Origin of the sequence: Nocardia sp. NPDC051929, from assembly GCF_044548645.1 — a bacterium.
Taxonomy (GTDB): Bacteria; Actinomycetota; Actinomycetes; order Mycobacteriales; family Mycobacteriaceae; genus Nocardia; species Nocardia sichangensis.
In genome coordinates, this window is the sequence record NZ_JBIUCG010000013.1 from 234759 (window position 1) to 260116 (window position 25358).

Genomic DNA, 25358 nt, shown 5'->3' on the forward strand with positions numbered 1-25358 from the left:
CGCGCAGATTACAGACGTGTCATTCATGCACACCTGTGGATGAGCCTGTGGACAACTCGAGGAGCGATTGGGGAGTGCCGTGAGTTCGGAGTCCGCGGTCCCCGGCTCGCCGGACCATGACGAGCCGGGCCTGGTCTGGACAACGCCGACCTCCGCGCTCGTCGCGGTCGCCGCGGGCGGCGTCGCGTTGGCCGTCGCGGCGGTGGTCACCAACGAGGCGGCGAGCCGCCTGCTCGTAGGACTGGCAGCGGCCGGATTGCTCGCCCTCGCCGCGCTCGGGTTCCGGCAACGCCCGCGACTGTCCGTGGTGCCCGGCGCACAACCACGCATGGTCGTCCGCACTCTGACGGGACCTGACGAATACACCCCCGAGCAAATCGTGCGCGCCCGTGTGGTGAGCTACCGCCGTCTCGGGCGGAAGATGCCGATGCTGGAACTCGACGTCCAGCACGACGGAGTGGACCGGCTGCTGATCTTCGGCCGCTGGGATCTGGGCGCCAATCCCGAGTTCGTATATCAAGACCTGGTCGAAGCCCTGCGGCTCACCCAGGACAAGACCCGCTGACGACGCTGCGGCCGGGACATTCGGCAAACCCGGCCGCGAATGTTTCACGTGAAGCGAATCCCGCTGTCAGGCAGTCGAAGTGATCGCGCCCACAGCCACCAGCCCCAGCGCCGCGAACGCGACGAGCGCCACCGCGATCCAGCCGACCGTCCGTGCCGCTTGCGGAGTGCGCACTCGCAGCCAACCCGGCAGGAACAGAATGCCGAGCGTGGCGACGGTGCCCGCGGCCAGACCGCCGAGATGACCCCAGAGCGAGATGCCGGGCAGTGAGAGGCTGATGAAGACGTTGATGCCGATGATGATCAGCATCTGATTCGGGTTCTGCCGCAACCGGAGCAGAATGATCGTGATCGCACCGAACAGGCCGTACACCGCGCCCGACGCACCCGCCGTGAGACTGTTCTGGGACAACAGCATGACCCCGGCGGCCCCGCCGAGCAACGAGACCAGGTACACCGCCAGGTAGCGCAGCCGGCCCAGCACCAATTCGGCATCCCGGCCCACCACATACAGCGCGAACATGTTCAGCAGCAGGTGGATGGGGCCGTAGTGCAGGAACCCGGAACCGAGCACCCGCCACCATTCGCCGTCCGCGACCGCCGGTGCGAACAGCACCCAATCGAAGAACAGCGCGGAGCCACGCTGGTTGTCCATCAGGCTCTTGGCCTGCGCCGCGGTGATCGCGTAGATCACCACGTTGATCGCGATCAGCGCATAGGTCACATAAGGTGCGGACATCCGGGGCGCTGCCGCGCCCGAGACCGTCCGCACCGGCGCGACGTCGCGCTGATCCGCGCGCAGACAGTCGACACAGTGCTGACCGACGGCCGCGGGTCGCAGGCACTCCGCACAGGACGGCCGCCCGCACCGCGTGCAGGCCAGGCCGGTCGGGCGATTCGGATGGCGGACGCAGGTGGGTGCGGGCGGCTGGGGGTTCATAGTCTCATTCGATCGTGATCTTGGTGATGACGACGGGCTCCACGGGCCGGTCGTTGCGATCGGTCCTGGTGGTCGCGATGGCGTCGACGACCTTCCGGGATTCCGGGTCCACGACTTCACCGAAGATGGTGTGCTTGCGGTTGAGGTGCGGCTGCGGTCGAACGGTGATGAAGAACTGGGAGCCGTTGGTGCCGGGCCCCGCGTTGGCCATCGCCAACAGGTAGCCACGGTCGAACCGCAGCTCGGGGTGGAACTCGTCACCGAATTCGTATCCGGGGCCGCCGCGACCGGTCCCGGTGGGATCGCCACCCTGAATCATGAAACCGGCCATCACGCGATGGAACAGGGCGCCGTCATAGAACGGGCCGCTGTTGCCTCCGCTGGCGTTCGCGGTGGTGTAGGGAGCAGAACCGTCGGCGAGACCTAGGAAGTTGCGGACCGTCTTGGGCGCGTGGTTACCGAAAAGCGCGAGCTTGATATCGCCGTGATTCGTGTGCAGCGTTGCCACGGATGTCTGATTCGGTGAGGTCACGCCGCCCATCGTGCCACGGTCGGCGACGCGGCCGCGGAACTGGGCCGGACCGTGCTGTGAGCTGGGCCTCCTGCGCGAATCACCGGGCTGTGCATAGAGTGGTCCAATGACCTCTGGGCGCCTGCATGTCTCGTCGCGTTCACGTAATCGGCTCCTTCTCGCCGCCGCCGTCGCGCTGGCGGGTGGCGTGGCCTATCTGGCCCGCACCCGGCGGCCGCAGCCGCCGGAACCCGCGCCCGCGCCGCCGCGCATCGGATACTCCCGCAACGGCTCCACGCCGACTCCATTGGCGGAGACCGGCGTGGAGACCGAGCACTGACGAGACAGCGGCGGATCAGCGACTGACCGTCTTCTTGTACTGGCGCAGGGCCAGCGGCACGAACACCACCAGGATCACCACCACCCAGGCCAGCGAAGTGATCACCGGGTGCTGCAACGACCAGGCATCCGGCGTCGGCGCGAGCGGACTCGTGTTCCCGAACAGCTCACGCGTCGCCTGGGTCAACGCGGACACCGGGTTCCATTCCGCGATCACCCGCAGGACGGTGGGCAGTTTCTCGCTGGGGACGAACGTGTTGGCGATGAACGTGAGCGGGAAGATCACCATGAAGCTGGCGTTGTTGAACACCTCCGGCGCACGCACCAGCAGCCCGACCACGGCCATGATCCAGGACACCGCGTAGGCGAACAGCAGCAACAGGATGTAGGCCAGCACCGCGTCCAGGAACGAACCGCGGATGCGCCAACCCACGAGCAGACCGGTCAGCGACATGACGGTCAGGCTGACCACGTTGATCACCACATCGCTGATCGTGCGGCCGACCAGCACCGCCGACGAGGCCATCGGCAGCGAGCGGAATCGGTCGATGATGCCCTTCTGCATGTCCTCGGCCAGCCCGGCGCCGGTGAAGGTCGCACCGAACACTACGGTCTGCGCGAAGATGCCCGCGATGAGGAACTCGCGATATCCGCCGGAGAGGCCTGGGACGTCGATGGCCGCGCCGAAGACATAGGCGAACAGCAGCACGAACATGATCGGCGAGAGCGTGGAGAAGATCAGGACGTCGGGGACCCGCTTGATCTTGATGACGTTGCGTTTCGCGATGGTCACACTGTCGCTGACCACAATGGACAGTCGCGCGCCCAGCGAGGGCCTGCCCAGGACCGGGGCGGTGGCGGTCATCGGATCGTTCCTTCCGTAGCTCCCAGCTCGTCGTTCGCCGCGTCACCGGCGGCGATCGCCTCCGCCTCATGACCGGTGAGGGTGAGGAAGACGTCGTCCAGCGACGGGCGGCGCAGACCTACGTCGTGGATCTGCACGCTGTGCTCGGCCAGCCGCCCCACTGCCTCCACCAGTGCCTGCGACCCGTCGGAGACCGGGACGATGATCCGGCGCAACCCTGGTTCCAGATGAATCTCCCCGTCCGCCAAACTCTTCAGCGCGGCCTCGGCCGTCGCGAGATTGTCCACGCGATCGACGGTCAACTCGATGCGGTCGCCGCCGACCATGGTCTTGAGTTCGTCCGCGGTGCCCTTGGCGATCACCTTGCCGTGGTCGATCACCGCGATCGAATCGGCGAGCCGATCCGCCTCCTCCATGTACTGGGTGGTGAGCAGCAACGTTGTCCCACCCGCGACCAATTCCTCGATCACGTCCCAAAGATCCAGGCGCGCACGAGGGTCCAGTCCGGTGGTGGGCTCGTCGAGGAACAGCACGGGAGGGTTCGCGACCAACGCGCCCGCCAGATCGAGGCGACGGCGCATGCCGCCGGAGTAACCCTTGACCGGACGGTCCGCGGCGTCGGTGAGCCGGAATCGTTCGAGCAATTCGCGCGCGCGTTCCTTACTTCGCTGCACCCCCATGTGATAAAGACGTCCCACCATTTCCAAATTCTCGAAACCGGTGAGGTATTCGTCGACCGCGGCATACTGTCCCGACGCCCCGATGCGGGAACGCAACGTCTGCGGATCGCGCAGCACATCGATTCCGGCGACCGTCGCGCGTCCGGCATCCGGCACCAGCAGAGTGGTGAACACGCGGACGGTGGTGGTCTTGCCTGCGCCATTGGGTCCGAGCAGTGCGGTGACGGTGCCTTCCGGGACTCGCAGATCGAGTCCGTCGAGGGCCACCAGCTGGCCGTATCGTTTGACCAGACCCTCGGCGACTATTGCGTCGGGCATGATTCTCCTGAAGTTGACGAGTTCGATGCGAATGAGTGCGACCCCAGGAGCCCCGGGCGCCGATCAATTCGCTGGATCGGATCACCGGCCGATACCCGGCACAGTATCGTCCCGCTCGCCGACAATTTCATCCGATTTGTTTCCGGAGACCTGTCTGCCCCGGAAGGACGACTCGTGCAACGCGAGAAGGCCGCATTCCGATCCGGTCGGTGCTCGGGGGTACCGGATCGGAATGCGACCGGTTCGATGATCCCGCGCGCACGGGTACCCGAGCGCGCGTAGCGGACTACCCGAATCGCCGAGGACCCGTACTCGGATGACGGAAATTCGCATGCGCGTTGTCGCGGCGAGCGGGGGCGCTCCACGCGAACGGTCCAGTCGGTGATCACGAACACATGTTCGCATCGGGGTACGACACATTCGGTCCATGCGCGCGGGCGGCACCACGCCCGGAATGGCAGACACGCCCGAACGTTCTCGTGGATTCCTTTCTTCGGCGACCGGTCGGCATGTTGTGCACAACGCGTATCCGCAGCAGGTCATGCTGCCGTACAGCCATGGAAACGCTTGCTTTACAACACTTTTGGCAAACACTAAGCCAACAGGCGGGAATGGCGTTGGCGACCGAGGGGCCAGGGACAACTGCCATGCGGCATCCAGAAAGTAAGCCCACCCAAAAAAACTTGGAGCGCGGCCGTCCCCCCGCACACACAAACACACATCATCGAGTAGCATCGTTCTCGTCGGCCCCTCCCCCCCGGGCCGACCCTACGCGGGCCTCGGCTAACTCCCCCCCTTCGCCGAGGCCCGCTCCCCATTTCAGACCAGGTCAGACCCCTGTTCCCGCTTGGTGGTCGCCCGGTTCCACCGCCCGCCACGCGGCGGCGAGGCGTTGCGCGCGCACGCGCCCGGCGGTGGCGAGCAGCGGCCGGTCACGCTCCCACCGCTGCCGTGTCACGGGGTCGGCGGACTGCCACAAAGGCTCGAGCTCGGCCAGCACGTCACCGAACGAATCGAAGACCCCGCCGAGGGCGATGTGCACCCCGGCAGCACCCGGCGCATCGATGTCCAGGCCGCGCACGGCGGCCACCAGTGTCAACAGTCGTTGCCGACTCGCGCGCGGCCACTGCGACACCCGAGCCACCCGCACCAGCCAGCCCAGCGTGGCGGCCAGCACGTGGATGTCCTCGATCGTCCGGAACGGCTTGAGGTAGTCCAGATATCCGTCACCGGGAAGCGGCAGCGCCGGCACGCCGGTCAGCACGACCGACGCGTGCGGGACCTCGGGCGCGAACGACAGCGCGGGATGATCGGTCAGGCGCACGCCTGGTTCCCCCGTCTCGACCGTGCAGGCGCGCAACCGGTTCCGCCCGTCCGGCGCCGTGCCGACACTGGCGATCACCACCAGCTGTCGGGCGTAAGAGCCCATGGTCGCGAACGACTTGGTGCCGTCGAGCAGCCAGACACCGTCCCGCTCGGTGAGCTTGGTGCGGATCGCGGCGGGGTGACCGCCGCCTTCCTCGGTGGCGCACATCGCGACCAGTTCGTCGTCCGGCAGGTCGGGAATCAGCGTCCGCAGCGCTTCCTGATAACCGGACAGGAAGGCGAACCCGAGCCGGTCGGCTCCGAAGCCGCCCGCGATCGACACCTCCACCGGCTGCTCGAAACGATTCGCCGCCACACGATGTCGCGTCCACGCCGCGGCGACGTCATCGAGCGGCGCGGCCGCCACCGGCTCGGTCAGCAGGAAGTCGAGCAGAGTATCCACCTCAGCACGGTAACCGAGCAGCGACTCGCTCGAGAGGGCTCGGTGCGGACGACGGCCCGCCGACCAGGGTGAAACGGCGCTTCGATATCGCGTGGGAGCATGCGTCGACGGAACGTGCCCGGAATGCCGGCGATCTGTGAGCAACGGTCGGCCCTGCGTGGGCCGATTCCGTCGACGAGCCTGCTTGACTGAACTGCCGCGCCGTACCGGAAGGAGTTCGACCTGTGCCGGAACTGGAAGAAGATCGCAAGAAGGCACTTTTCGACTCCGAAGCCAGACTGTCCTGGGTGCTGGCGGCACTCGCCGGGTTGATCGGTGCGGCGGCGTTCATGCATACCGCCGGCTATTTCGTCACTTTCATGACGGGCAATACCGAACGGGCCGTCCTCGGGTACTTTCACGACGAATCGGACATGGGTTTGGCGGCCGCCGGATTGCTGATGTCCTTCCTGTCCGGTGTCGTGGTGGCCTCATGGTGCCGCAGACGCTACTGGTCCGGGCACCCGCACGGGCCCACTCTGCTCACCACTGTCTGCCTGGCGCTGGCCTCGGCCGTCGACCTGCTCGAATACCAGACGTCCAGCAAGCCGATCGGTCTGCTGCCGATCTTGTTCGTCGCCTTCGGTGTCGGCGCGCTCAACACATCGTTCGTCCGCAACGGTGAGGTCTCCATACCGCTCAGCTACGTCACCGGGACGCTCGTCAAGCTGGGGCAAGGTGTCGAACGCCACCTAAGCGGTGGCGACTACGCGGACTGGCTCGGGTACTTCCTGCTCTATGCCGGTTTCTCGCTCGGCGCGCTGCTCGGCGGGCTGCTGAGCCTGGTGGTCGCCGGCTGGGCCATGCTGATCACCGCGACAGTCGTGTGCCTGCTCGTCACCGGCTACACCTATCTGCACCTGGATCGGCACGGTCCCCTCCCGCGGTAAGCCACTGCCGGGTGACCGCGGGACTTCGCGACTACCGTGGCCGCGTGCAGAATATCGAAGACGAAGCCGCCGCCTTCGCCGCGCTCGTCATGCAGCATCTGGCGGCGCTGGGCGAAACCGATGTCGAATACGAACCGGACGAGTTCGCGATACACGTCGGCGATCTGTTTCTCGACCTGCACAACATCTTTCGCGAAACGCGTGAGCTCGATGCCACGGAGCGCGATGCCCGGGTCGCACAGCACTGCGACGCCGTGCGTGAGCTACGCGCCCCCGCGCCGGGTTGGCCTTCGGTGCGGTCCATGCTGCGGCCGGTATTGCGTCCCAACAGCTTCGGCGCAGGCGTCGAACCGGAGTCGCGGCCGATCGCTCGCTCCGCGTTTCCATTCGTGGACGAGATGGTGGCCATCGATTTGCCCCACACCCGATCGATCGTCACCTACGCGTCGTTGCGCGAATGGGATGTGAGTCCCGAGGAGGTTTTCGCGGCGGCGCGCGAGAACCTCGGCGCGATAGTGAGTTTCACCGACATAGAGGAAGACGGCATCCTGCAATTCGTCGACGACGGCGACGGCTACTGCACATCATGGCCGCTGTTCCCCGGCTGGCTAGCCGGTTCCGGCTTCGGAACCCGACCACCTGTCGCCTTCATGCCCGATGTCGACACGCTCATCCTCGCGACTGGTGCGGACGATCTCGAGCCGATCTTCGAGGTGGTGGAAGAGCAGTACCGTGACGCGTCCCGGCCGGTCTCGCCACAGGGGTACACCGTGGACGACAGTGGCGCGGTCATTCCGCTCGATCGTTCGCCCGCGCACCGCCACCTGCCCGCCGTGCAGCGGGCCCGATGCGGTTTGGCGGTCACCGAATACGACGCGCAGGCTCAGATTCTCAATGAGATCGTCGAGCGCGATCTGGAATTCACGCCCTATGACCTCGAGTCCGCCTATGTCGGTTCGGTCATGTACGGCCATGGCGACAACGGTCCCTTCACGATCACCGTCTGAGGGGAGGGTGTCGACTACTTGCTCCCGGAGGCCGACTACGTCGCCTTCTGCCGTGACGACCGAGGTGAATTGGAGCGTCTTTTCGAGGTCCCGTTCGATGCTGTCGTGGGACTGACCGGCCTCACTCCGGTCCCGGATCTCTCACCTCGCCGCTACGAAATCCGCCACTGGCCGGATGCCGAGACGCTGGCCGCACTGGAAGGGGCGGCGGTCTCTCCCTGACCTGCGAACTGCGGTGCGGCTGCACCAGAGGGAATCAGAATCGGCGGGCGCCTGTCACCGGCATCGAGGAGAGGGGGGAAGTGGTCACGCCCGTGCCGTATGTCGATGCGTGGATGACTTTGCCGTCGCCTGCGTAGAGGGCGGAGTGGCTTCCGCCGTAGAACGAGACCATGTCGCCGGGACGCAGTTCGTCGAGCGGTACCGGCGTTCCGGCGGCGAGCTGGTCGTAGCTGGTGCGTGGCAGCTCCACGCCGGCCTGCTCGTAGGACCACTGCACAAGCCCGGAGCAATCGAAGGAGTCTGGGCCGACGGCGCCATAGCTGTAATCGGAACCGAGTTTGGTTCGTGCCGCGTCGACGGCCATCTCACCGGCGGTCCTCTGCGGAATCACCGCGGCGGGCGGAGTGGGCGCCCGAGGCATGATCTGCGGGAGGTCACCGAGGAAAGGGATCTCGATCTCCGGAAGCACGCCGATCAGTGGGATCTCGATCGCGGGCACAGTCGTCGGTAACGGCAGCTCGATTACGGGAATCTTCACCGAAACCGGGGACTCGATCGCCGGGCCGAGCGTGGCAGGCGCGATCTCGATCTGCGGAACCGGGGTACTCGCGATGTTCTCGATATCCGAGAACCCCGCGGTCACCGGAGATTCGGTGACGGGGAGTATGGCGTTGTTCAGGGGAATGTAGTCGGAAATCTCGAACGTTCCCACGCCCGGAATGGTCACCGGCTGGGCCGATGCCTCCCCTGCGTTGCACAACACGCCGATGAATGCGGCCGCTCCGGTGGCGAGTGCCCAGAGCACAGCACGTCGCAGGTAGCGGATATATCGGTCGTCGGTCGATGATGCCATGATGCGGTCCTCCGATGCTCATATCGCCGGCCTCCGGCGGAGCCATACGACGCCGCCATGCGTGGCGCGACGGACTTCACCAAAGACCTCGAATTGATTCGAAAACCATCACGGTGCTTCGTCAGTCCAGCGGATCCGATCCGAGTATTCACCTTTCGGCATAGTTTGCATCACGTAAAGCACAACACACCTTTATTTCCATAACGAAATAATAACTCGTTCCGGCACCCGCAACGATAATTCCGCGTCTCGCAATTCGTTCCCCTATACGCAATGACCCCGCAGGGAAAACATTCCGCTGCGGGGCCGTCGCCGACTGGGATTTCACGCGGTGATCTGTTCCTCGATCTGCTCGGCGATTGTACGGAGCTTGGCCGCGAACTCGCGCGCCGCGCGTGGGTCGTCGCTGGATCCTTTGACCACGCGTTTCGTCAGCGCCGCGAGCCGGGATTCCATGGCGGTGAAGATGTCGGCGGAGCGATCGGTCGGGTCGCCCGGCAGTTCGCCGCGCAGCCACGCTTGGAGACGCTCGACCACCACTTCTTCGTCATAGCGTTCGGGCAGCAGCGCCACCGCCTGCCGGAGCTTTCCCGCGGTGACCTTCACGTCGGCACCCGCCGCCACGGTGGTGTAGATGGTGACCGCAGCGTCTTCCCCGTATTCGGCCGCCACCGGCAGCAGTTCGCGGACCTGGCCCTCGTTGATCGCGGGCGCGACCGGCTGCAGCCGCGCGGCGAGCGGCCAAGCGCGAATCAGCTTGTGCGCGTACGACCGCTGCATATCCCACCGCTGTTCCACGTAGTCGTCGAACGTCTCGTGGCTGTCGCGGTAGAGCCTGCCGTCCCGCACGATCTGCAGCGCACGCCCGGCGGCCCAGAATGCGATCCGCAGCGTGTCGATCGACGACTCGCACGCCGTCAACTGCGCCCGTTCTCGGTCGCTCAGGGGTCCGTCACCCGCGTCCGGCACCGGCATGGTCAAGACATTCGGGCTCACGGCCGGCTTCGACCGCCGCCATTCGGCGTCGCGCAGCGGGGACACCGGTGGCGTGTGCTCGGCGCCGTCGGATAGCGGATTCGCCCCGCCGATCGAACCCTTCCTGCGTTGTGGAGGCATCAGGCAGGCACCTCCAGCAGGGCGCGATACGCGCTCAGCAGCTCGTCGCCCACCTTGCGGTACTCGCCCAAATCCTCGATCGGATTCTCGGCGCCCTCCCCCACCTCCCCGTCGGCCGCCTCCCGATACCATTTCCAGGCGCTCAAATAGGAATCGAATACGTCGTAGCCCGCGCTTTCCAAATGGCCCCGCTGCGCACGGTATTCGGTCGAGACATTGACGCCTTTCTTCATGATCACCGGGACTTTGGTCATCAGCACCCGCACCCGGATTTCCCGGTCGGTGTCGGCCGCCGCCTCCTCAGCGGCTTTGAACGTACTCGGCACGCGTTTGACTTCCGACGGGCTCACACTCGTCAACAGCAACAGCTCGTCGCTCTCCGGAACAGCGGCCTTGAAGATATCGGCCGACTCACCCCCGGCATCCACGATGATGACGTCGAAATCGGCGGCATTGTCCGTTATGCAGTCGCCGACATGCCGCGACGGGAACGCGACCAGATGGAACGGCACTTCGATCCCCCCCTTGACCAGCCGCCGGTACCAGGAGTAGCCGGTCTGGCTGAGCGGGTCGGCGTCGATCACCAGCACCCGCAGTTCGTGAACAGAAGCGAAGTAGCTCGCCAAGAAGAACGCTGATGTCGTTTTGCCGACACCGCCCTTGAGATTCCCCAGCGTGATGACCAGAGGTTCGGGCAATTCGAGTGGCGCAACAGAATTCGTCATTGACGTTCCTCCGAGGGTGAGGAGTGTATTACTGTGCCGGGCCAGTCTGGCACAGTATCGACGAATATCGTCTGATTGCGGCGCCTTGTCGCGGCTGTGCCGCTGCCGCTCTGTGTCCAATTGGACACAAAGGTTCCGGCTATCCGGCCGGAAATTTCACCACCCCGCCGGGACGGCGAGCCCGTGTTCCCGCTGCTGCCGACTCGAAATTCGTCGGGGGGGACGCCCGTTATCCGTATCGGCCTCGAAGCTCGGGTGCGTACACCAACGCACCAGCGGTAGGCCGCCGCACCGGAACGAAGCGTTTCAGGTCATCAGTGGAGCCTAGGGGAATCGAACCCCTAACCCCTGCCTTGCAAAGGCAGTGCTCTGCCAATTGAGCTAAGGCCCCTCCCGGGATCAGCGGGTGGTCACCTCGTGCCACATGTCCGCGTCGCTGCGCTGGCGCAGCTTGGAGATGCCGAAGAGAACCAGAACCACGACACCGGCGGTGAGAAGAAGTTTCATGGTTTCCACCCTACTGCGGTGCCCGAAGCCCGCCCAGAAAGACCCGAGCCGGATCTCTGATGGATTCGTCAAGACTGAACAATGAGCCATGACGATCGTGGCCGGAGCCGCTCTGTGTCTCGGCCAGTTATTGCCCGATCACCCCGACCGTGACGACGCCGCCGCCACCGATCAGGTTATCGAAGACCTGCTTCGGATGTTCGGCGTTCTGGCCGACGAGGCGGACGAGATCTGCTCACGCCACCTGCCTTCCCTCGCCGAGGTGCTCGAGCGCGCCGCCTGACCGGGCGTCACCCGGGGCGCGGCCGACGGCGCTCGGTTGACGCGACAACCTGCCGTTTTGACCATCTCAGCGGTGAGAAGGTAACGTTTTGCAGGCGTATGTACGCGCGGGGCCTTAGCTCAATTGGCAGAGCACTGCCTTTGCAAGGCAGGGGTTAGGGGTTCGATTCCCCTAGGCTCCACTCGTCGAAGGCTCATGCTCGAGGAGCGTGAGCCTTTTTCGTGTGGTTCCGGTGTGTACCGTTCAGTTCTCCGGCGGGAACTGCCCGTTCGCCTGCACGGTGGTGCCGTTCAGGGTGAATGTCACGACGCTCGGTCCTCCTTGCGGGCAGCACAGCGCGTCGTCCTTCAACGGCCAGCGGTACTGCACGGACACGGTGTCGCGGGTCTTGCCCAGAACTGTTGTGTACCCGTATGGCCGCGCGCTCGCGGTCCCGAGATACTTCCCGCCGGTGAAGAAGAGAACGTGTGTGCCGGGATGAATTCCCGGCCATTCCACAGTCATCCACGACAGCACCCCGGAACATCCTGCCGCGATGGGATCCTCGCTCGCCCCTTGGATCGTCCACGACCCGCCACCGGTCGGCGCGGCCAACGTGGCGACCGAGGACGCCGCGAGCGCCGAGTTGACGTCGAAGCACAGGCCGTGGCCGCTACCTTCCGGCGCCGACTGCGTAGCGGGAGACGAGGTCGCCGCAACGGATGGTTCCGGGACCGCGGTGGCCCCGGGAGCCGGTTGTTGCGCCGTCGCCGGCTGCGGCGCCCCTCCCGCTTGTGGTAACCCTCCCGGTTGTGGCGCCGCCCCCGGTTGTTCGCCGATCGCTGTTGTCCGCGTCGCCGCCGGACCCGCCGATGACGCGGTGGTCGTACTTCCCGCCGACGTCGCGGACCCGGCCGATGTGCTCGAGTCGGTCCCGCACGCGGCGGTTGCGACCACAACGGTGGCCGCGATCGACAGCACAGCCGATAGTCTGACGTTCATTGCGCACCCCTCGAAATTGCTGACCGAGCTTCGGTTTCGATATTCGTTCGGGCCGCGATCACCGGCGCGCCGAAGCGACGCGTTGCGGCATCGCAGCGCGACGAATGTTCTTGTCCCTCAACTGTTGTCAGATATGTCGGACCGACCGCCCGTGGTGTTACAGGGGTGCGTCCAGCGGGAGTCTCCGGTCTGAACAGCAAGTGCCGATACGCGGAGACATCTCGGGCACGCGCGAGCCCTCCAGGAAATCGCCCAGGCCCAGAACACCGTCCCGCAGGAGATCATTCTGGGCCGGCGCAGCGTTCGGAGGGCGAACGGTCGTTGGATAACACCGCTGTAACGGCGGAAGTGGAGCCGCCGATGGACTTGGCGGTACGCCTGAGCGGACCGAAAACCCAAGAGAGAAAGGCAGATTCGACATGACTCGAATCACTCGGCTCACCATCGGCGCGCTTTTGACCGTGGCTGTGCTGGCACCTGCCGCAACCGCGCAGGCGGAGACTTCGCAGCCCACTCCGTCTGTGTCATCGATCGCCGCCGGCGACAGCGGCTCGGCGAGCGGTTCGTCGTCGGGAATCCTTTGCACCATCATCAAGCTGATGCTCATGAACCAGGGCCCCCAGTTCTGCCAGTAGAACCCCGAGAGCGCGACCGGGATTTCGACGACCGACCGGCATGTGCGCAGGGCACCGGCGATTGCCGGACGACGGTGCCCCCGGCGGTCTCGCCCAGGCGACATGACCCCGCTCTCACATGAATCGCTACCACCCAACGTTTCAGGAGTTTCAGATGTCCACACTGCGTGGAATCCTCGTCGGCGCGCTGATCAGTGCCGCGACCCTCGTCGGCGCCGGCGCCGCCACGGCCGAACCCCTTCCGCTCGAGGCCTTCACCCCGGCACCGACCGACTCCGTCGCTGGCGGGCTTTGTGACGCACACCCCGCCCTCGCCTTGTGGTGCTTCATCAGCCAATCGGCGTAGAAGTCCTTGACGCATCAGCGCCGAGTAGGCGGTGCGGTATCGGCCCCTGGAGCGCGGGGTGAGGCAGCGGACGCGCCGGGTCTACAGGGAACGCGGCGAAGTTCGCTGAACGGCGGACGGCCGGTTGATGACGCAACGGTAGATCGGCTCGAGAGGACCGGAATGGCGCCTGACCTGGCACTGAGGGAGGTGGGCCTAGGAGGACTTGAACCTCCGCACCCCCCGACCGCCGAAACTGCTGGTCAAGGCGTCGAAACTTGGCTCTGCCAGCGGGTTTGAACCTCATCCCACGGCGTTTGGATACGTTTCGATACGTAAACATACACGTTCTTGGTGACGCCGTCACCAGGCGAAATGATGGCCCGGGATTGCGGATCGGTGACCGCGTCACCGGGTATCTCCCGCGTCTCTTAAGTCGCGATTGCCCCACGAAGGCGGGCCTCTCAGCTGTGGCAGACATGCTTCCTGCCCCGATCTGGTCGGGTCCAGCCGACTGAGTGACCCCGCTGCTCAGCCGCAACAGCTCGCCGTTGGCGAGCCCCCGCCTGGTCAAGCAGAGGCGCAACGGCACGGGAAGTGGGTTCCGCGCTGATGAGTGCGAACTGCGGCTGGCCATGAGACGGGAATTGACTCACCAGCCTGAAAGGAAGGACTCGTCGGTGAAGAAGCTCGTGATTAGCTCTCGACAGCAGGTCTCCGAGGGTGTTGGATACCCCACAGAGTTTTCGTTGCAGGTACCAACACCACAGACGCGCCGCTACAGCGCAACGGCCTGGGAGGGGGTTCCGCGTATGGACGATGTCGATCTGACGTGTCCGCACTGCCACCAACTCGACTTGGTGCAGAGTGTGCCCGCCTTGAAAGCCGACGGCGTCTCGACCAGCTTCGGCACGAACGTCTACTCCGGCGTCGGAGTCGCCTCGACTGGCTTGGTGCCGGTGTTCGGCACTGCCGCCGTCGAACGGACACACACCACCGCACTCGCCCACAGCCTTGCCCGCGAGCCTGCCCGTACCCCTGCTGGGTGGCTGACCTTCTTCTCGCTGGTGCTGCTCTTGCCAGCCATGTCATATCTCGTTCCGGGGATCTACGGTATCGCCCATCCCGTGCCCGGGGTCTCGCACGTGATTGCCGCCCTAGCCACGGTCGTCTTCTTCGGGGCGTTGGCGGCGCCTGGCGCTGTCCTGCTCACTGTCGCTGTGTGCCGTATTCGCCGCAACGGTAGAATCGTTCGGGGACGTCGTGACGCGCATGCGGTCTGGCAGGCCGGTTTCTACTGCCATCGGTGCGGTGTGGCGTTTTGGCCTCATTCTCCGGCACCGGGTGTTCCCGCTCGCCAGGCATTCGCCCCGCAGCACTTCCGCTGGTTGGTGTGGAATGCCGGTGGCTACGCCAACGCCTGATCTCCGGGGGTCGGCGACGGTCGCGTCGCAGAACCGGCAGCCAGCCATGACAGCTTCAGAACTGCCGGATGCGAACATCTCAGAGCGGTAGCCGTACACGCGGCACACCGCACGCATCCCATCCCACTTCATCTCGATCGCCCAACGGCCTGGCGCATCGGGCGGCCGACCAGGCGTCGCCAGCATCGGGGCAGGCACGGACACACCAAGCAGCATATCTGTGGCAAATATCGACTCGGTGGGATTGTTCGCTAGTCTCCGACTCGTGCAGTTCGAGGAAAACTCCCTGATCCACCTGGTCGCTGGTGGGATGAGTGTGTTCCGCATCGTTGAGATCGGCGTCGACGGTGACCCAACCAAGGCTCTCGTTCAAGCCGTCGATGACTCCCCCGGAACCTACCCATGGACGACTGATCTGACTCACGCTGTGCCCGCCGGACAGCCCTAGCCGCGCAAGGGCCATTCGCGCATCAGATCCGCCGTCGATGTCTTCTGTCTACTACCGGCCTGCTCCGCCGCTCGTGCCACACGATGCTCAGGTGAGTCCGGCGACTTCTTGGGCGATGGCCGCGAGCCGGGTTTGGGCGGCGGACACGACGCCGTGCCGGTTTTTGTGGGCTTCCTCGTAGGCGACGATCGCGCGGATGTCGGCGGGGTCGGTGAGTTCCTTGACCGCGGCGACGGCTTGGGAAACATTGAGGTATTCGTAATCGTCGACGGGCAGCTCGCCGGGCTCGAGCACGCCGGTGCTGCTGCGGATCGACCGCAGCGCGTCGGCGGCTATGTCGGCGCCTTCGCGGCGAGTGACCTGCTCAGCGGTCTCCAACGCCGCATCGCGGGAAGCCGACAGTGTCTTGACAGCGACATCCCCGGCACGTGCCCCCTGGGCAAGCAACCCGCCCAGGGCGGGTGGGGTGGCGCGCACGGTGTCCAGCGCCCGGTCCAGCCCGCGGGTCGACCAGGTGACCGGGAGGTTGAACAGCTTCACCGCCGTCCCGGCAGCGGCCTGCAAGGGGGTGCGGCGGAGCGCCGCCGGCCCACCAAGAGCGTCCTCGGCCAAGACGGTGGTCAGCCAGTCGACGGTCGCCGAATGCGCGGTGATCAGCCGCTGCGCCAACACCACCACCTCCGGCAGCTGCGCGGCGGTGGCCAGAGCCTTGATGTAGCGGGCGCGATCGACCAGTTGGTGTTCGAGAGCCAGGTCACCGAGCAGGGCCTCGTCGAACGGCAAAGCCTGCTCGACCATCGACTTGACCGCGGCGGCAGCCTGGCCAAGGAACGGACCAACCAGTTCCGGCACATCACCCAGCTCGCGAATGGTGGCCTCGATGGCCTCGGCGCGGGCGCGGGCGTTGTCGGCGTTCTCCGACAACTCTCGGCGCACCGCTTCGGTGCGGGCCTGAGCGATGCGGGTCTCGGCGACCTGGATCTCGGTGTTGGTCAGCGACAGCACAGCGCGGAGTTGCGCGAGCAAAGTCGTGGTGTCTGGAGTGCTCATTGCGGATCTCGTCCCTCCGGTGTCGACAGCATCGGGTCGGCGCAAAGGTGCACCACTGCCGGCGTTACCCAGCCCTACCAGCCAGTAACACCTCTTCGCTTGCTGCGAATGTGCGACCGGAGGTTCATGGGGGATGCTCAGGCGAGTGCTGAGCTGGGACGACCTGGCGGCGTAGGCGCGGAAAAGGTGTGAAGACCCGCCCCGGAAGGGTTCGCTCTGGATAGGCGGGCCTGCCATCACCGTGGAGATATGTGGATCACGGGGTGCGCTGGTCGGTCGCGCCCGGCGGCTGTGCTTACTACGCATCGCTGCCGGACAGTTCCGTCCTCATGCGGGTCGCGGGGCACGGACGCAGCGCCCGAGACGGCGGAAATGCTAGATCGATATCCCACCGTCGTGCATGAAACCTCACGTCACACGTGTCTTTCCGTGTCGGCTACACCCCCTCGACGCTGCGGCCACGCCAACCCACTCGGGGTGCGGCTGTCGGCCACCACCCGGTTAGCCGACACCCAACTCGGATCGTGCAAGCGGTCGCCAACACTCCCGAGACCTATCCATTCCTGACCGATCTCACCTACGCCGTGCCCGCCGAACATCCGTAGCAGCGCACGCTCACCTTCCCAGCCCGGCCACACCGCCAGATCACCTCGCGTGCTCACCGTTGTTTGTCGAGTCATCTGGCGCGGGAGACTCGACGGTGTCGACTGCTTCGATGATCTGCTCTGTCGAGTGACCGGAATCCGTAATGCCGTGGCGAGCACGCTCGAGCCGCCCGGTTGATGCGACCGTCGGGGCTGGTGCTTCCTCCGGTGAGGTGGTGTCGCGGTGGGCGCGGGCCGTGGTGATCAGTTGCCGGGCTTGCTTGGTGCTGATCTCAAGGAGGTCCGCGAGCTCGTCGTCGGAGGCGCCGTGGTCACGGATTACGGCGGCGGCCTCGGCTTGGTCGGCGCGGTGACGGGCGATCTCCTGCGCGGCGGCTGCCTCGACGTCGCTGATCTGCTTGTGCAGCGCCGCGATGTGTTGATCGCGCGTGGTTTCGCACGCGGTGATCGCCGCCCAGTCGGTGAGGTACCGCTTCACCGCCTCATGGATGGCGCGCTCGCGCTGGCGTGCCAGTTCACGGCGTTGTTTGCTGCGGGCGCGTGAGCGTTCCAGTCGTACAACGACTTCGGGGGATCGAGCCGCGCGCGGGGAGCGCGGCGGGCGACGCGACGACATGGCCGGCCTCCTGAATTCTGGGCCCGCCTGCTGATTCTCCCCGCTCGATCGTACTCGCCCGGACTGTGGCTCGCGGTGCGTCTCGCCGCCGCGTCCCCGCCAACTCGCCTTTCAATCCACTGATCAGAAAGGACATTCACGTGTACTCGCTCACCGACATTGTCCGCGACCCGACCCAAGTGATCACCTCCATACCCGCCTGGCTCGGCTACATCCCGCACCGACAACTGGTGCTGACCATGCTCAAGGTCACCACCGACCGCGACACCGAGCCCGCCCACCTCGTGGTGCGTTCGGTTGTGGCGGCGTGCAGTCTGACGATGCCGATCCGCGACGTGGCGGCGCGAGCGCGTAGCACTGCGGCAAGCATCGACGCATCCGCGACCTTGGCCGTGATCGTCGATGACCGGCTCAGCGACCCCGACTTCGGACCGGCCCTACCCGCGGCTGGGCGTCGTTTGGTCGACGAGCTCGCTCACCGCCTCGCCGACAGTTCCGCACCTCTGATCGGCGGGTGGGCAACCCGGGAGATCGCCGCGGAGTCACCGTGGTGGGCGCTGATCGGTTCCACCGGTCGCGGTGTTCTCATCTATCCGGCGCGGTCGCCGATCGCACTCGACCGGCTGGTTGCCGGTCAGCCGGTGTACCCCTCGCGCCAAGCACTGCGCGACACCCTCGCCCCAGATCCGGCGCTCACCGCGCAGATCGAGATGCTGCTGCCCGCAGCCAGTGCACGCGCCCGGCAGCAGTGCCGCCGCGCCGTGCTGCACCATGATCTGACCGGCTATCACCGGCGTTGTCTGGAGTCGGTGTTGTGGCGGATCGCCGACATCGCCGCCGGAGACATTCCAGTGCCAACGCAGTTGGCGGCGCTGGCGGTGACGCTGGGTGAACGAGCCGTCCTCGACTGCCTGCCCGCCACCGCCATCAGCAAGGACGCGGCCGCCGCCGAACAGCTGTGGACACTGCTCGTACGCTGCCTACCCGGCGCGGCGGCAGCCGAATCCGCGACGTTGCTGGCCTACAGCGCCTACCTGCGCGGCGAGGGCACCCTCGCCGCCGTCGCATTGGAAACGGCGCTGGCCACGAATTCCCGCCACGCTACCGCCATGGCACTGCGGGCAGCCCTGAACGCTGGGGTGGCACCGGAAAAGCTTCGGCGCCTGGCCGGACTCGGCGTGTCCGCCGCAGCGAAACTCGGCATCGGCATCGGTGAGCCGACGTCCTGACAACAGCACTGCATGTGACCGGTGGCTCGCGCGCCACGGCGCACCCTCACCCCGCGCTGCGGCTGCGAAATTCCTCATTTAGAGAGGTCAAGCTCGTGCCTATCTACCTGCCCGCCCGCGAAGCTCCGGCCCGCGGTCCCGACGGCCGAGGCTGGAACCGGATCTCGCTCTCCGCGCCCTACGGCATCCAGCACCGCCGCGACGAGCCGGTTCCGTGACCACCCCCGACCATCTGCTCCGGCCGACGCGAAAGCCTCTTCCGTGCTCAGAACTGCTACTCCCGCGCGGCGAGCTCGATTTCGCGCTGGCGCCCGGCCCGGATTTGCTCAGCTACGACCAATACCTCATCTCGCTCAGCGGCGTTCTGTAGCCAGTGAGTGTTGTTGCTGAGGGGTGTTGTTACCCTTCGTGATTGAGGTGAACTGGGTGCTCGAAGAGCGTTGGCAGATGTACAGGTACGCCCGGAGTCGCACGGCCGATGGTGTGGCCGAGTTGCTTGGGAATGTGTTGCAGCGGAGCAATTTCGGCGGCCTACCGGACGCGGGTTTGCGGGATGGGCAGCGGTTCGTGATCGGTCCCGATGGCCGGCCTGATCTCCGCGTCAATTGGTGTTTGGGGTCGGCAAAGTGGCGGAGGATGGCGCGGACCACGCAGCGCGATTACGCGTACTCGCTGCTGGTGTGGTTGAACTATCTGGCCACGATCGACTCGAACTGGTGGGACGTCGATGACGAGGTGGCGACGGAGCTCTTGTTCTGGCGGGTCACCGATCCCGCGAACGAGCGGCCGGTGCGGTCGGGGAGTTTCGCGCGGGATCTGGCCGGGCTGAAGAAGTTCTACAGGCTGGTCGGACGCCGATTCGGCGTCGCCGACCCGTTCGCCGACGTGGAGCCGCCGCGGATCGTCAGGCACGCGGATGTGAAGTGGCTCGACCCGGGTGGTTATGAGCGGTGGCGTGATGTCGGGGTCAGGGGGTTCGATCTCACGGGGCGCCCGGATCCGTGGTGGAGGGGGCGCAACGAGCAGCGGGATCGAGCGTTCGTCGATGGCTTGTACGGGAGTGGTCTGCGTGTGTCGGAGTGGGCGAGTGTGGCATTGCCCGAGTTGCCCGCCTACGAGCGGCGGCGTGGTTTCTTCACCTGTGAACTCGCCGATGGATGCGCGAAAGGTGGTTACGGGCACAAGTATTGGATCCCTCGCCCGGCCTTGCGGACCGTGTTGGACTATGTCGAGGGCGCCAGAGCGGCGGCGGTGCGTCGTGCCCGAGCCGCAGGCCGCTATGAACGGGTCGAGAGCCTGAGCATGGTGGTGGAGGTCCACGACACCCGGTCGGTGACGACATTGTCCAGCGGGCGGTATCGGCGAGAACTTTGGAATGATGTGGGGCCGGATGCTCGGCTTGGTCTGTTTCGCCGGAGTGCGCAGGGCTTGGAACCGTTGGCCTTGTGGTTGAACGAGAACGGCCTGCCGCGTGACCCGGGAGGGTGGGAGCACACGTTCGCCGCTGCCAATGAGCGGATCGAGTCGCTGGGGCTGGAGAACTTCGGCTGCACTGCCCATATGCTGCGGCATTCGTTTGCGCTGAGGTGGTTCGCGGTGGGCAAGCTGATCAAGTATTCGCGGCTGGGTCATCTCACCGCCGACGAGCAGCGCGACTTCCGTGAGGAGATCGGCGATGTCTGGCATCTGGTCCAGACCATGCTGGGTCACCGCACCGTCGAGACAACCCGAGACGTCTACCTCGAACCATTTCGAAGCCTGGAAGTCGAAGCGTTGCTGGCCCACGCCGACGACTCTCTGGTCAAGGCGTTCATGGCCGACGTCTTCGCCGACCACCCGTGGGTTCGCACCGACCCGCTCGCGGTCACCCGGTGAGCCGCGGACGTCGCGCCGCCCTCCCGTCGTCGGTTGCCCGGACTCGTCATGGGCTCATGGTGTCCGAGGACGGACGTCGGATCGTGCGCTGCTACAGCCAGGACGGCCGGGACCGCAGAGACCTCGACGTGTCGGTGCTGATGACGCCGGAACCCTTGCGGGAGGCGATGATCGCGGCGCTTGTCGCGCGCACGGCACCAGGCGCCGGACTGACGTCCAGGCCTTCGTTCGAGAGCGTCTATCGAGTGCTGGTGTCCTTCGATCGCTATCTCGCCGGACTCGCCGTGGTCCCGCAGAGCTTGGCCGAGGTCGGTGCCGAGCATTTCGACGGATTCCATGACGACCGCGAAGCCGTGGGCGTGAAGTCGATTCGGTGGCAGCTGGCCGAGCTGCGTCGGCTGCTGTTGCGCGCGAGCGGCATCAGTGCCCCACTGGCGGCTCGGCTGGCCCAACCCCTTCCGCGCCTGCCCCCGAGCAAGCCCTCGCACAGCTACACCAGGACCGAACTGAAGCGGATCGCCGAAGCCGCGAGAACTACTTTACGTTCGGCGGAGCGACGCATCCGCGCCAACAGGGAGCTGCTGGACCGGTTCCGGACCGGGGACCTCGACGTGAGCACGGATCTCGACCTGCGACGCCGCCTCGAGATTCTCGAGCATCTGGACCGTCTCGGCGACGTCCCGCGTCGGGTTCGCAATTGCGGGAAACGCGTCTACAACGCTCCCGAGGTGTGGGTGATGCTGCGCGGCAGAATCAAGAATATCGTCGGCTGGCTCTATCTGATGCCGGAGGAGATCGACGCCGTGGCGGTGCTGTTCGGTGTCATGACAGGGCAGAACCCGGATGTGATCCGCACGATGACCGCAACCCATCACCGCGCCGACGGCGGCACCAGGACGGGTACGGCGATCGTGGGTCTGCACAAACCGCGCCGCGGGCCCCGCGCCTACATGGATCTGGCGTTGTCGGAGGTCCCGGACTGGATCAGCATTCCCGACCAGCCGACCGAGGTGTCGACCCGCGACACTCTGCACACGCCGTTCGGCCTCTACGTGCTGGTCCACGACCTGACGGCGCGGGCCCGGCAGTTCGCGGGCAGCGACCGCTTGCTGGTGGCTTACATGTCTGCCGGCGGTGGACGCAGCCTGAAAGGCCGTGGCTGGCGTGCGATGCCACTCAACGGGACGTTGATCAGCGCTCTGGGCAGAACGTGGAATCTGGCGTCGGATGAGGTGAACGAGGACGATCGCCCGGTGCCGATGCGTCCGCTGCGGTTGGAAACGCTGCGCATGACCTATATCGAGCTGCACCAGAAGCCGGTCGCCCATACCGAACGGACCGCGGCGACTGGCTATCTGGTCCGCAACCGCGGCAACATCAACGAATACCGCAAGGTCGTCGCCGACACGCTGACCAGCGAAGTGGCCAAGGCACGAGCCCGCTCGAGGATCGCCACGATGACCACCGAGCAGGTGACCCACGCCAGAGACAACGTCGAGCGGGCCGCCGAACAGATGCAGTTGGAGCCTGTCGTACTCGAACGGATGCTCGCCGGCGAACTGGATACGGTGCTGGCCGCGTGCACCGACAACCACAACGGACCCTACACCCCGGATGGACCGTGTCGGGCCTCGTTTCTGCTCTGCCTGGATTGCGAATGCGCCAGGGCGCTGCCGCGGCATCTTCGGTTGCAGGTGATCGTCCATGACCGGCTCACCGAGCGCCGTGAGCAGATGAACGCGCTGCACTGGGCGCAGCGTTTCGCCGGGCCACACGCCCAACTGGCCGATCTGTTGGAACAACACGACCGCGCCGCCGTCGTGGACGCCCGCGCCAGCGCGGGACCGGCCGAACACGCCCTCGCGGACCGCCTACTGAACAGGGAGCTCGACATCCGATGACCTCCGCGAAACCCATCCTCCTCGGCGAGGCGAGCGGGCTTGCCCACGGACTGCCCGACGGCACGATATGGCCTGACACGCACACGCTGGTGCTGGCGAATCGGCAGATCAGGCCAGACGTCGACCCGGCGCGGCTGTCTCGCTTCGCCGATGACCGGTGGGACCTCAATCCCGCAGTCTTCGAGGACCACGCACGCTCGCAGTCCCTCAATTTCGAGGTCGTCGCCGAACCGCTGCGCCAGGCCGCCAAGCACTACCTCTGGCAGCTGATCAATCATCCCCGAGCCCGCACCCTGCGCCAGTCGGGCAGTCGCATCGCGATCCACACGATCGAGATCCTGTTCTACGGGGCGTTGCAGCACGTCCTGAACTGGTTCGCCGACCAGGGAGTCACCCAGTTCTGCGAGGTCACCGAGGAGATGCTGTGGGACTACCTCGACGCACTCGACCAGGACCAGGTCGTGGTCGCGCAACGCTACCGCCGCATCACCGAGATCCGGCGGCTCTGGACGCACCGGGAGATCCTGCCGCCCGCGCTGCGGCTGCCGCAGGCGCCTCCGTGGGATGGCGAGGACACCCAGGACCTCCTCGAACAACGCCGCGGGGATCGCGAGAACCGCACCCGACGGATCAGCGAGCACACGATGCAAACTTTGCTGGCCTGGGCGGTGCGGTTCGTCGAGGACTTCAGCGACGACATCGTGGCCGCGTGGGACGAGCACCGAAGATTGTTGGCCCTGCGCCCGGAACACGTTCGCGCCAAGCACTCCCGGCGCCCGCGCGGCGGGCTCCAACAGGCGGTCGCGGACTACCTCGCCCAGCTGCGGGAACGCGGTGAGCCCCTGCCCGGCAGACGCCGCGAGGACGGAAGTCTGGAGCCAGCCTGGCGGCACATCGCGGCCCAATTGCACTGCGCGCCGTCGTTCCAGCTCACTCCCTCCGGCCGCATGATCGCCGAATCCAGGCTGCCCATCGGTGAACACATCTACCTTGACACCACGATCACCGCGGAGGTGGACGGGCGCCCGTGGCATCCCCGGATCACCATCGATCAGATCCCCCTGCTGGCCAGGCTCCTGCAAACCGCCTGTTTCGTGGTCGTGGCCTACCTATCCGGAGCTCGGGTCGGAGAGGTTCTCAACCTGCGGCGCGGCTGCGTCAGCTTCGACGCCGCCGCGGGGTTGTGGCTAATGGAAGGGCTCTATTTCAAAGGCGCCGAGGACGAGGACGGAAACAAGATCCCCCACGGCGCGATACGCGAAGAACCGTGGGTGGTCATCGAACTCGTCGCCCACGCCACCGAAGTCCTTGAGCGGCTACACGAAAGCCATCTGCTGTTCCCGAACCGGCTCAAGCCGAGGAACATGGGCGACGAGGTCAAACGGCGAGGTGAGGCTCGCTCGGACCGGCTCATCGCAGCGGATATCGCCGAGTTCACCGCGTGGGTCAACGAGTACTGCCGTGGCATGAACCGCACCGATCTCATCCCGGCCGACCCGGGCGGGCCGATCGCTGCCAGTCGTTTCCGGCGCACGTTGGCGTGGTTCATCCGACGCAAGTCCCGCGGCGTGATCGCCGCCTCGATCCAATACGGACACACCTACACCCGAATGCTGCAAGGCTACGCAGGCTCGTATGAGGCCGGATTCCTCGCCGACTACGCCTTCGAGGATTGGCTGTTCCGTATGGAAGGAATCGCCGAGGACGAACAGCGCCTCCTCGCCGGTGAACACGTCAGCGGACCAGCCGCCGACGCCTACCGCTACCGCGTCCACGCCGCCGCCCGCGAGTTCGCGGGCCGCGTCCTGCACAGCGAACGACACGCCCGCGACCTGCTCGGCAACCCTGTGCTCCAGATCCATCACGGCGAAGCGATCACCTGCGTCTTCGACCCAACCACCGCGGCCTGCCAACTCCGAGGCACAGCAGAGGACCCCATGGTCACCCCGGACACCGACGACTGTCGACCTCGCTGCCGCAACATCGCCCGCACCGACCGCGACATCGCCCGCGCGCAGAAGGCAGCCGAAGAGCTGGCCGAGATCGTCGACGATCCCCCGGCCCCACCCATCCGCCACGCCCGCGAACGACACGAACTCGACCGACTCCTCACCATCATCGACAACCACCGATCCGGAGCCCCGCAATGAGCGTCCTGTCCCTCGCCGGGGAGACCGATCCGGTTCGCCGCGACATCATCGCCGCCATCAACCGCATGCTGACCGGCACTCCCCAACGGTCTCGAGGGCGACTGAACATCTGCCAACTCGCCGTCGAAGCCGACGTCAAACGGTGGCGCCTCACCCATCAGCACATCGACCTCAAAGACCGGTTCCAGGCCGAGATCGCACACTTAGAAACCGAACACGCAGCGATCATCCGATCCGCCGACGATTACGAAGACCTCAAACGCAAACACGCTGAACTGAACCACCACTGCCGTGACCTGGAAAGGCGTTTGGAGGTATACGCGGTTGCCCTCAACCAACTCGCCTTGGAGAACGCCGCCCTGGCCAGCCGCGACGCCGACGCCGCCAAAGTCAGAGCGTTAGCACTGGGCCGTTGACCAAATCCCTGACACTTCAGTCACCTCGTTGGTTGTGCGCCAGGATAGTCCACGGACACTGACCTCGTGTAATGAC

General features: G+C 65.9%; 26 protein-coding genes, 2 tRNA genes and 1 pseudogene. 17 read left to right on the forward strand and 12 right to left on the reverse strand.

The window, feature by feature from the left end:
* Positions 1 to 79 precede the first annotated feature (79 nt).
* A complete protein-coding gene (locus tag ACIHAX_RS19365) occupies positions 80 to 565 on the forward strand; it encodes a PH domain-containing protein (RefSeq protein ID WP_355073394.1) in 486 nt (161 codons plus the stop codon).
* 66 nt (positions 566 to 631) lie between these two features.
* Here the strand turns inward: ACIHAX_RS19365 and ACIHAX_RS19370 are convergent, their stop codons facing one another.
* Entirely contained in the window at positions 632 to 1504 is an 873-nt protein-coding gene (locus tag ACIHAX_RS19370) for a rhomboid family intramembrane serine protease (protein ID WP_356963241.1), read from the reverse strand.
* 4 nt (positions 1505 to 1508) lie between these two features.
* Positions 1509 to 2036, reverse strand: coding sequence for a peptidylprolyl isomerase (locus ACIHAX_RS19375; RefSeq protein WP_356963240.1), 528 nt, complete (start codon positions 2034 to 2036; stop codon positions 1509 to 1511).
* Positions 2037 to 2142: 106 nt separating this feature from the next.
* Here ACIHAX_RS19375 and ACIHAX_RS19380 point away from each other — a divergent pair, with 106 nt between their 5' ends.
* Complete coding sequence (locus ACIHAX_RS19380) at positions 2143 to 2355, forward strand: hypothetical protein (RefSeq protein ID WP_355073399.1); 213 nt, start codon at positions 2143 to 2145, stop codon at positions 2353 to 2355.
* 15 nt (positions 2356 to 2370) lie between these two features.
* Here ACIHAX_RS19380 and ACIHAX_RS19385 read toward each other — a convergent pair whose 3' ends face one another.
* The 3 genes from ACIHAX_RS19385 to ACIHAX_RS19395 all read right to left on the reverse strand — a co-directional run bounded on the left by ACIHAX_RS19385 (position 2371) and on the right by ACIHAX_RS19395 (position 5985).
* Entirely contained in the window at positions 2371 to 3219 is an 849-nt protein-coding gene (locus ACIHAX_RS19385) for an ABC transporter permease (RefSeq protein WP_355073401.1), read from the reverse strand.
* Positions 3216 to 4217: an ATP-binding cassette domain-containing protein gene (locus ACIHAX_RS19390; RefSeq protein ID WP_355073403.1), complete on the reverse strand. Its 1002-nt coding sequence runs from the start codon at positions 4215 to 4217 to the stop codon at positions 3216 to 3218. The genes ACIHAX_RS19385 and ACIHAX_RS19390 overlap by 4 nt, the downstream gene beginning before the upstream one ends.
* Positions 4218 to 5046: 829 nt before the next feature.
* The gene (locus ACIHAX_RS19395; protein ID WP_397278822.1) at positions 5047 to 5985 is read right to left on the reverse strand and encodes an acyl-CoA dehydrogenase family protein; all 939 of its coding nucleotides are present in this window, start codon (positions 5983 to 5985) and stop codon (positions 5047 to 5049) included.
* 224 nt (positions 5986 to 6209) lie between these two features.
* On the opposite strand from ACIHAX_RS19395, the gene ACIHAX_RS19400 reads away from it, so the two are divergent.
* Genes ACIHAX_RS19400 through ACIHAX_RS19410 form a run of 3 tightly spaced genes read left to right on the forward strand, consistent with a single transcriptional unit; the run spans position 6210 to position 8143 of the window.
* Positions 6210 to 6914, forward strand: a complete 705-nt coding sequence (locus ACIHAX_RS19400; protein WP_397278824.1) for a YoaK family protein — start codon at positions 6210 to 6212, stop codon at positions 6912 to 6914.
* 44 nt (positions 6915 to 6958) lie between these two features.
* The gene (locus ACIHAX_RS19405; protein WP_397278826.1) at positions 6959 to 7921 is read left to right on the forward strand and encodes a hypothetical protein; all 963 of its coding nucleotides are present in this window, start codon (positions 6959 to 6961) and stop codon (positions 7919 to 7921) included.
* Positions 7922 to 7939: 18 nt separating this feature from the next.
* Positions 7940 to 8143, forward strand: a complete 204-nt coding sequence (locus ACIHAX_RS19410; RefSeq protein ID WP_397278828.1) for a hypothetical protein — start codon at positions 7940 to 7942, stop codon at positions 8141 to 8143.
* Positions 8144 to 8177: 34 nt separating this feature from the next.
* On the opposite strand, the gene ACIHAX_RS19415 is transcribed toward ACIHAX_RS19410, so the two are convergent.
* The 4 genes from ACIHAX_RS19415 to ACIHAX_RS19430 form a co-directional block, all read right to left on the reverse strand.
* Entirely contained in the window at positions 8178 to 8699 is a 522-nt protein-coding gene (locus ACIHAX_RS19415; RefSeq protein WP_397077020.1) for a C40 family peptidase, read from the reverse strand.
* A gap of 621 nt (positions 8700 to 9320) precedes the next feature.
* Positions 9321 to 10112, reverse strand: a complete 792-nt coding sequence (locus ACIHAX_RS19420; RefSeq protein WP_355073410.1) for a hypothetical protein — start codon at positions 10110 to 10112, stop codon at positions 9321 to 9323.
* Positions 10112 to 10837 (reverse strand): ParA family protein, encoded by a 726-nt coding sequence (locus ACIHAX_RS19425; protein ID WP_397278830.1) that lies wholly within the window; start codon positions 10835 to 10837, stop codon positions 10112 to 10114. The genes ACIHAX_RS19420 and ACIHAX_RS19425 overlap by 1 nt, the downstream gene beginning before the upstream one ends.
* A 318-nt stretch (positions 10838 to 11155) precedes the next feature.
* Positions 11156 to 11228, reverse strand: a tRNA-Ala gene (locus ACIHAX_RS19430).
* A gap of 201 nt (positions 11229 to 11429) precedes the next feature.
* Here ACIHAX_RS19430 and ACIHAX_RS19435 point away from each other — a divergent pair.
* Both ACIHAX_RS19435 and ACIHAX_RS19440 read left to right on the forward strand, forming a co-directional pair.
* Positions 11430 to 11627, forward strand: a pseudogene (locus ACIHAX_RS19435) (TetR/AcrR family transcriptional regulator); the annotation flags it as partial.
* A 108-nt stretch (positions 11628 to 11735) separates the two neighbouring features.
* A tRNA-Ala gene (locus ACIHAX_RS19440) sits at positions 11736 to 11808 on the forward strand.
* Between the two features lie 62 nt (positions 11809 to 11870).
* Here the strand turns inward: ACIHAX_RS19440 and ACIHAX_RS19445 are convergent.
* Positions 11871 to 12131, reverse strand: coding sequence for an LppP/LprE family lipoprotein (locus tag ACIHAX_RS19445; protein ID WP_355073414.1), 261 nt, complete (start codon positions 12129 to 12131; stop codon positions 11871 to 11873).
* A gap of 1266 nt (positions 12132 to 13397) precedes the next feature.
* Here ACIHAX_RS19445 and ACIHAX_RS19450 point away from each other — a divergent pair.
* The 3 genes from ACIHAX_RS19450 (at position 13398) to ACIHAX_RS19460 (ending at position 15440) form a co-directional block, all read left to right on the forward strand.
* Positions 13398 to 13589 (forward strand): hypothetical protein, encoded by a 192-nt coding sequence (locus ACIHAX_RS19450; RefSeq protein ID WP_355073417.1) that lies wholly within the window; start codon positions 13398 to 13400, stop codon positions 13587 to 13589.
* A 659-nt stretch (positions 13590 to 14248) separates the two neighbouring features.
* Positions 14249 to 14992, forward strand: coding sequence for a hypothetical protein (locus ACIHAX_RS19455; protein ID WP_364434256.1), 744 nt, complete (start codon positions 14249 to 14251; stop codon positions 14990 to 14992).
* 265 nt (positions 14993 to 15257) lie between these two features.
* Positions 15258 to 15440: a hypothetical protein gene (locus ACIHAX_RS19460; protein WP_364434182.1), complete on the forward strand. Its 183-nt coding sequence runs from the start codon at positions 15258 to 15260 to the stop codon at positions 15438 to 15440.
* Positions 15441 to 15527: 87 nt separating this feature from the next.
* On the opposite strand, the gene ACIHAX_RS19465 is transcribed toward ACIHAX_RS19460, so the two are convergent.
* A complete protein-coding gene (locus ACIHAX_RS19465) occupies positions 15528 to 16490 on the reverse strand; it encodes a ferritin-like domain-containing protein (RefSeq protein WP_364434185.1) in 963 nt (320 codons plus the stop codon).
* 645 nt (positions 16491 to 17135) lie between these two features.
* Positions 17136 to 17711 (reverse strand): hypothetical protein, encoded by a 576-nt coding sequence (locus tag ACIHAX_RS19470; protein WP_364434188.1) that lies wholly within the window; start codon positions 17709 to 17711, stop codon positions 17136 to 17138.
* A gap of 140 nt (positions 17712 to 17851) precedes the next feature.
* Here ACIHAX_RS19470 and ACIHAX_RS19475 point away from each other — a divergent pair, with 140 nt between their 5' ends.
* From ACIHAX_RS19475 to ACIHAX_RS19505, 7 genes are all read left to right on the forward strand, one after another.
* On the forward strand, positions 17852 to 18940 hold the full coding sequence (locus ACIHAX_RS19475) for a DUF4192 domain-containing protein (RefSeq protein ID WP_364434191.1): 1089 nt from the start codon (positions 17852 to 17854) through the stop codon (positions 18938 to 18940).
* A 95-nt stretch (positions 18941 to 19035) separates the two neighbouring features.
* Positions 19036 to 19158, forward strand: coding sequence for a hypothetical protein (locus ACIHAX_RS19480; protein ID WP_364434194.1), 123 nt, complete (start codon positions 19036 to 19038; stop codon positions 19156 to 19158).
* Positions 19155 to 19310 carry a hypothetical protein gene (locus tag ACIHAX_RS19485; RefSeq protein WP_364434197.1) on the forward strand — a complete coding sequence of 52 codons (156 nt, stop codon included), beginning with the start codon at positions 19155 to 19157 and terminating at the stop codon, positions 19308 to 19310. The genes ACIHAX_RS19480 and ACIHAX_RS19485 overlap by 4 nt, the downstream gene beginning before the upstream one ends.
* Before the next feature lie 266 nt (positions 19311 to 19576).
* A complete protein-coding gene (locus ACIHAX_RS19490) occupies positions 19577 to 20815 on the forward strand; it encodes a hypothetical protein (RefSeq protein WP_364434200.1) in 1239 nt (412 codons plus the stop codon).
* A 56-nt stretch (positions 20816 to 20871) separates the two neighbouring features.
* Positions 20872 to 22716, forward strand: coding sequence for a hypothetical protein (locus ACIHAX_RS19495; protein ID WP_364434203.1), 1845 nt, complete (start codon positions 20872 to 20874; stop codon positions 22714 to 22716).
* Complete coding sequence (locus tag ACIHAX_RS19500; RefSeq protein ID WP_364434206.1) at positions 22713 to 24866, forward strand: hypothetical protein; 2154 nt, start codon at positions 22713 to 22715, stop codon at positions 24864 to 24866. Before ACIHAX_RS19495 ends, ACIHAX_RS19500 begins: the two co-directional genes overlap by 4 nt.
* Entirely contained in the window at positions 24863 to 25282 is a 420-nt protein-coding gene (locus ACIHAX_RS19505) for a hypothetical protein (RefSeq protein WP_364434209.1), read from the forward strand. The genes ACIHAX_RS19500 and ACIHAX_RS19505 overlap by 4 nt, the downstream gene beginning before the upstream one ends.
* Positions 25283 to 25358 lie beyond the last annotated feature (76 nt).

What these genes read in the sequence shown, in the direction of transcription:
- ACIHAX_RS19370 (WP_356963241.1), bottom strand. Translation starts at nt 1,504, where the DNA reads ATGAACCCCCAGCCGCCCGCACCCACCTGCGTCCGCCATCCGAATCGC.
- ACIHAX_RS19380 (WP_355073399.1), top strand. Translation starts at nt 2,143, where the DNA reads ATGACCTCTGGGCGCCTGCATGTCTCGTCGCGTTCACGTAATCGGCTC.
- ACIHAX_RS19385 (WP_355073401.1), bottom strand. Translation starts at nt 3,219, where the DNA reads ATGACCGCCACCGCCCCGGTCCTGGGCAGGCCCTCGCTGGGCGCGCGA.
- ACIHAX_RS19390 (WP_355073403.1), bottom strand. Translation starts at nt 4,217, where the DNA reads ATGCCCGACGCAATAGTCGCCGAGGGTCTGGTCAAACGATACGGCCAG.
- ACIHAX_RS19420 (WP_355073410.1), bottom strand. Translation starts at nt 10,112, where the DNA reads ATGCCTCCACAACGCAGGAAGGGTTCGATCGGCGGGGCGAATCCGCTA.
- ACIHAX_RS19425 (WP_397278830.1), bottom strand. Translation starts at nt 10,837, where the DNA reads ATGACGAATTCTGTTGCGCCACTCGAATTGCCCGAACCTCTGGTCATC.
- ACIHAX_RS19445 (WP_355073414.1), bottom strand. Translation starts at nt 12,131, where the DNA reads ATGACTGTGGAATGGCCGGGAATTCATCCCGGCACACACGTTCTCTTC.
- ACIHAX_RS19450 (WP_355073417.1), top strand. Translation starts at nt 13,398, where the DNA reads ATGTCCACACTGCGTGGAATCCTCGTCGGCGCGCTGATCAGTGCCGCG.
- ACIHAX_RS19465 (WP_364434185.1), bottom strand. Translation starts at nt 16,490, where the DNA reads ATGAGCACTCCAGACACCACGACTTTGCTCGCGCAACTCCGCGCTGTG.
- ACIHAX_RS19470 (WP_364434188.1), bottom strand. Translation starts at nt 17,711, where the DNA reads ATGTCGTCGCGTCGCCCGCCGCGCTCCCCGCGCGCGGCTCGATCCCCC.
- ACIHAX_RS19490 (WP_364434200.1), top strand. Translation starts at nt 19,577, where the DNA reads ATGGCGCGGACCACGCAGCGCGATTACGCGTACTCGCTGCTGGTGTGG.
- ACIHAX_RS19495 (WP_364434203.1), top strand. Translation starts at nt 20,872, where the DNA reads ATGGTGTCCGAGGACGGACGTCGGATCGTGCGCTGCTACAGCCAGGAC.
- ACIHAX_RS19500 (WP_364434206.1), top strand. Translation starts at nt 22,713, where the DNA reads ATGACCTCCGCGAAACCCATCCTCCTCGGCGAGGCGAGCGGGCTTGCC.
- ACIHAX_RS19505 (WP_364434209.1), top strand. Translation starts at nt 24,863, where the DNA reads ATGAGCGTCCTGTCCCTCGCCGGGGAGACCGATCCGGTTCGCCGCGAC.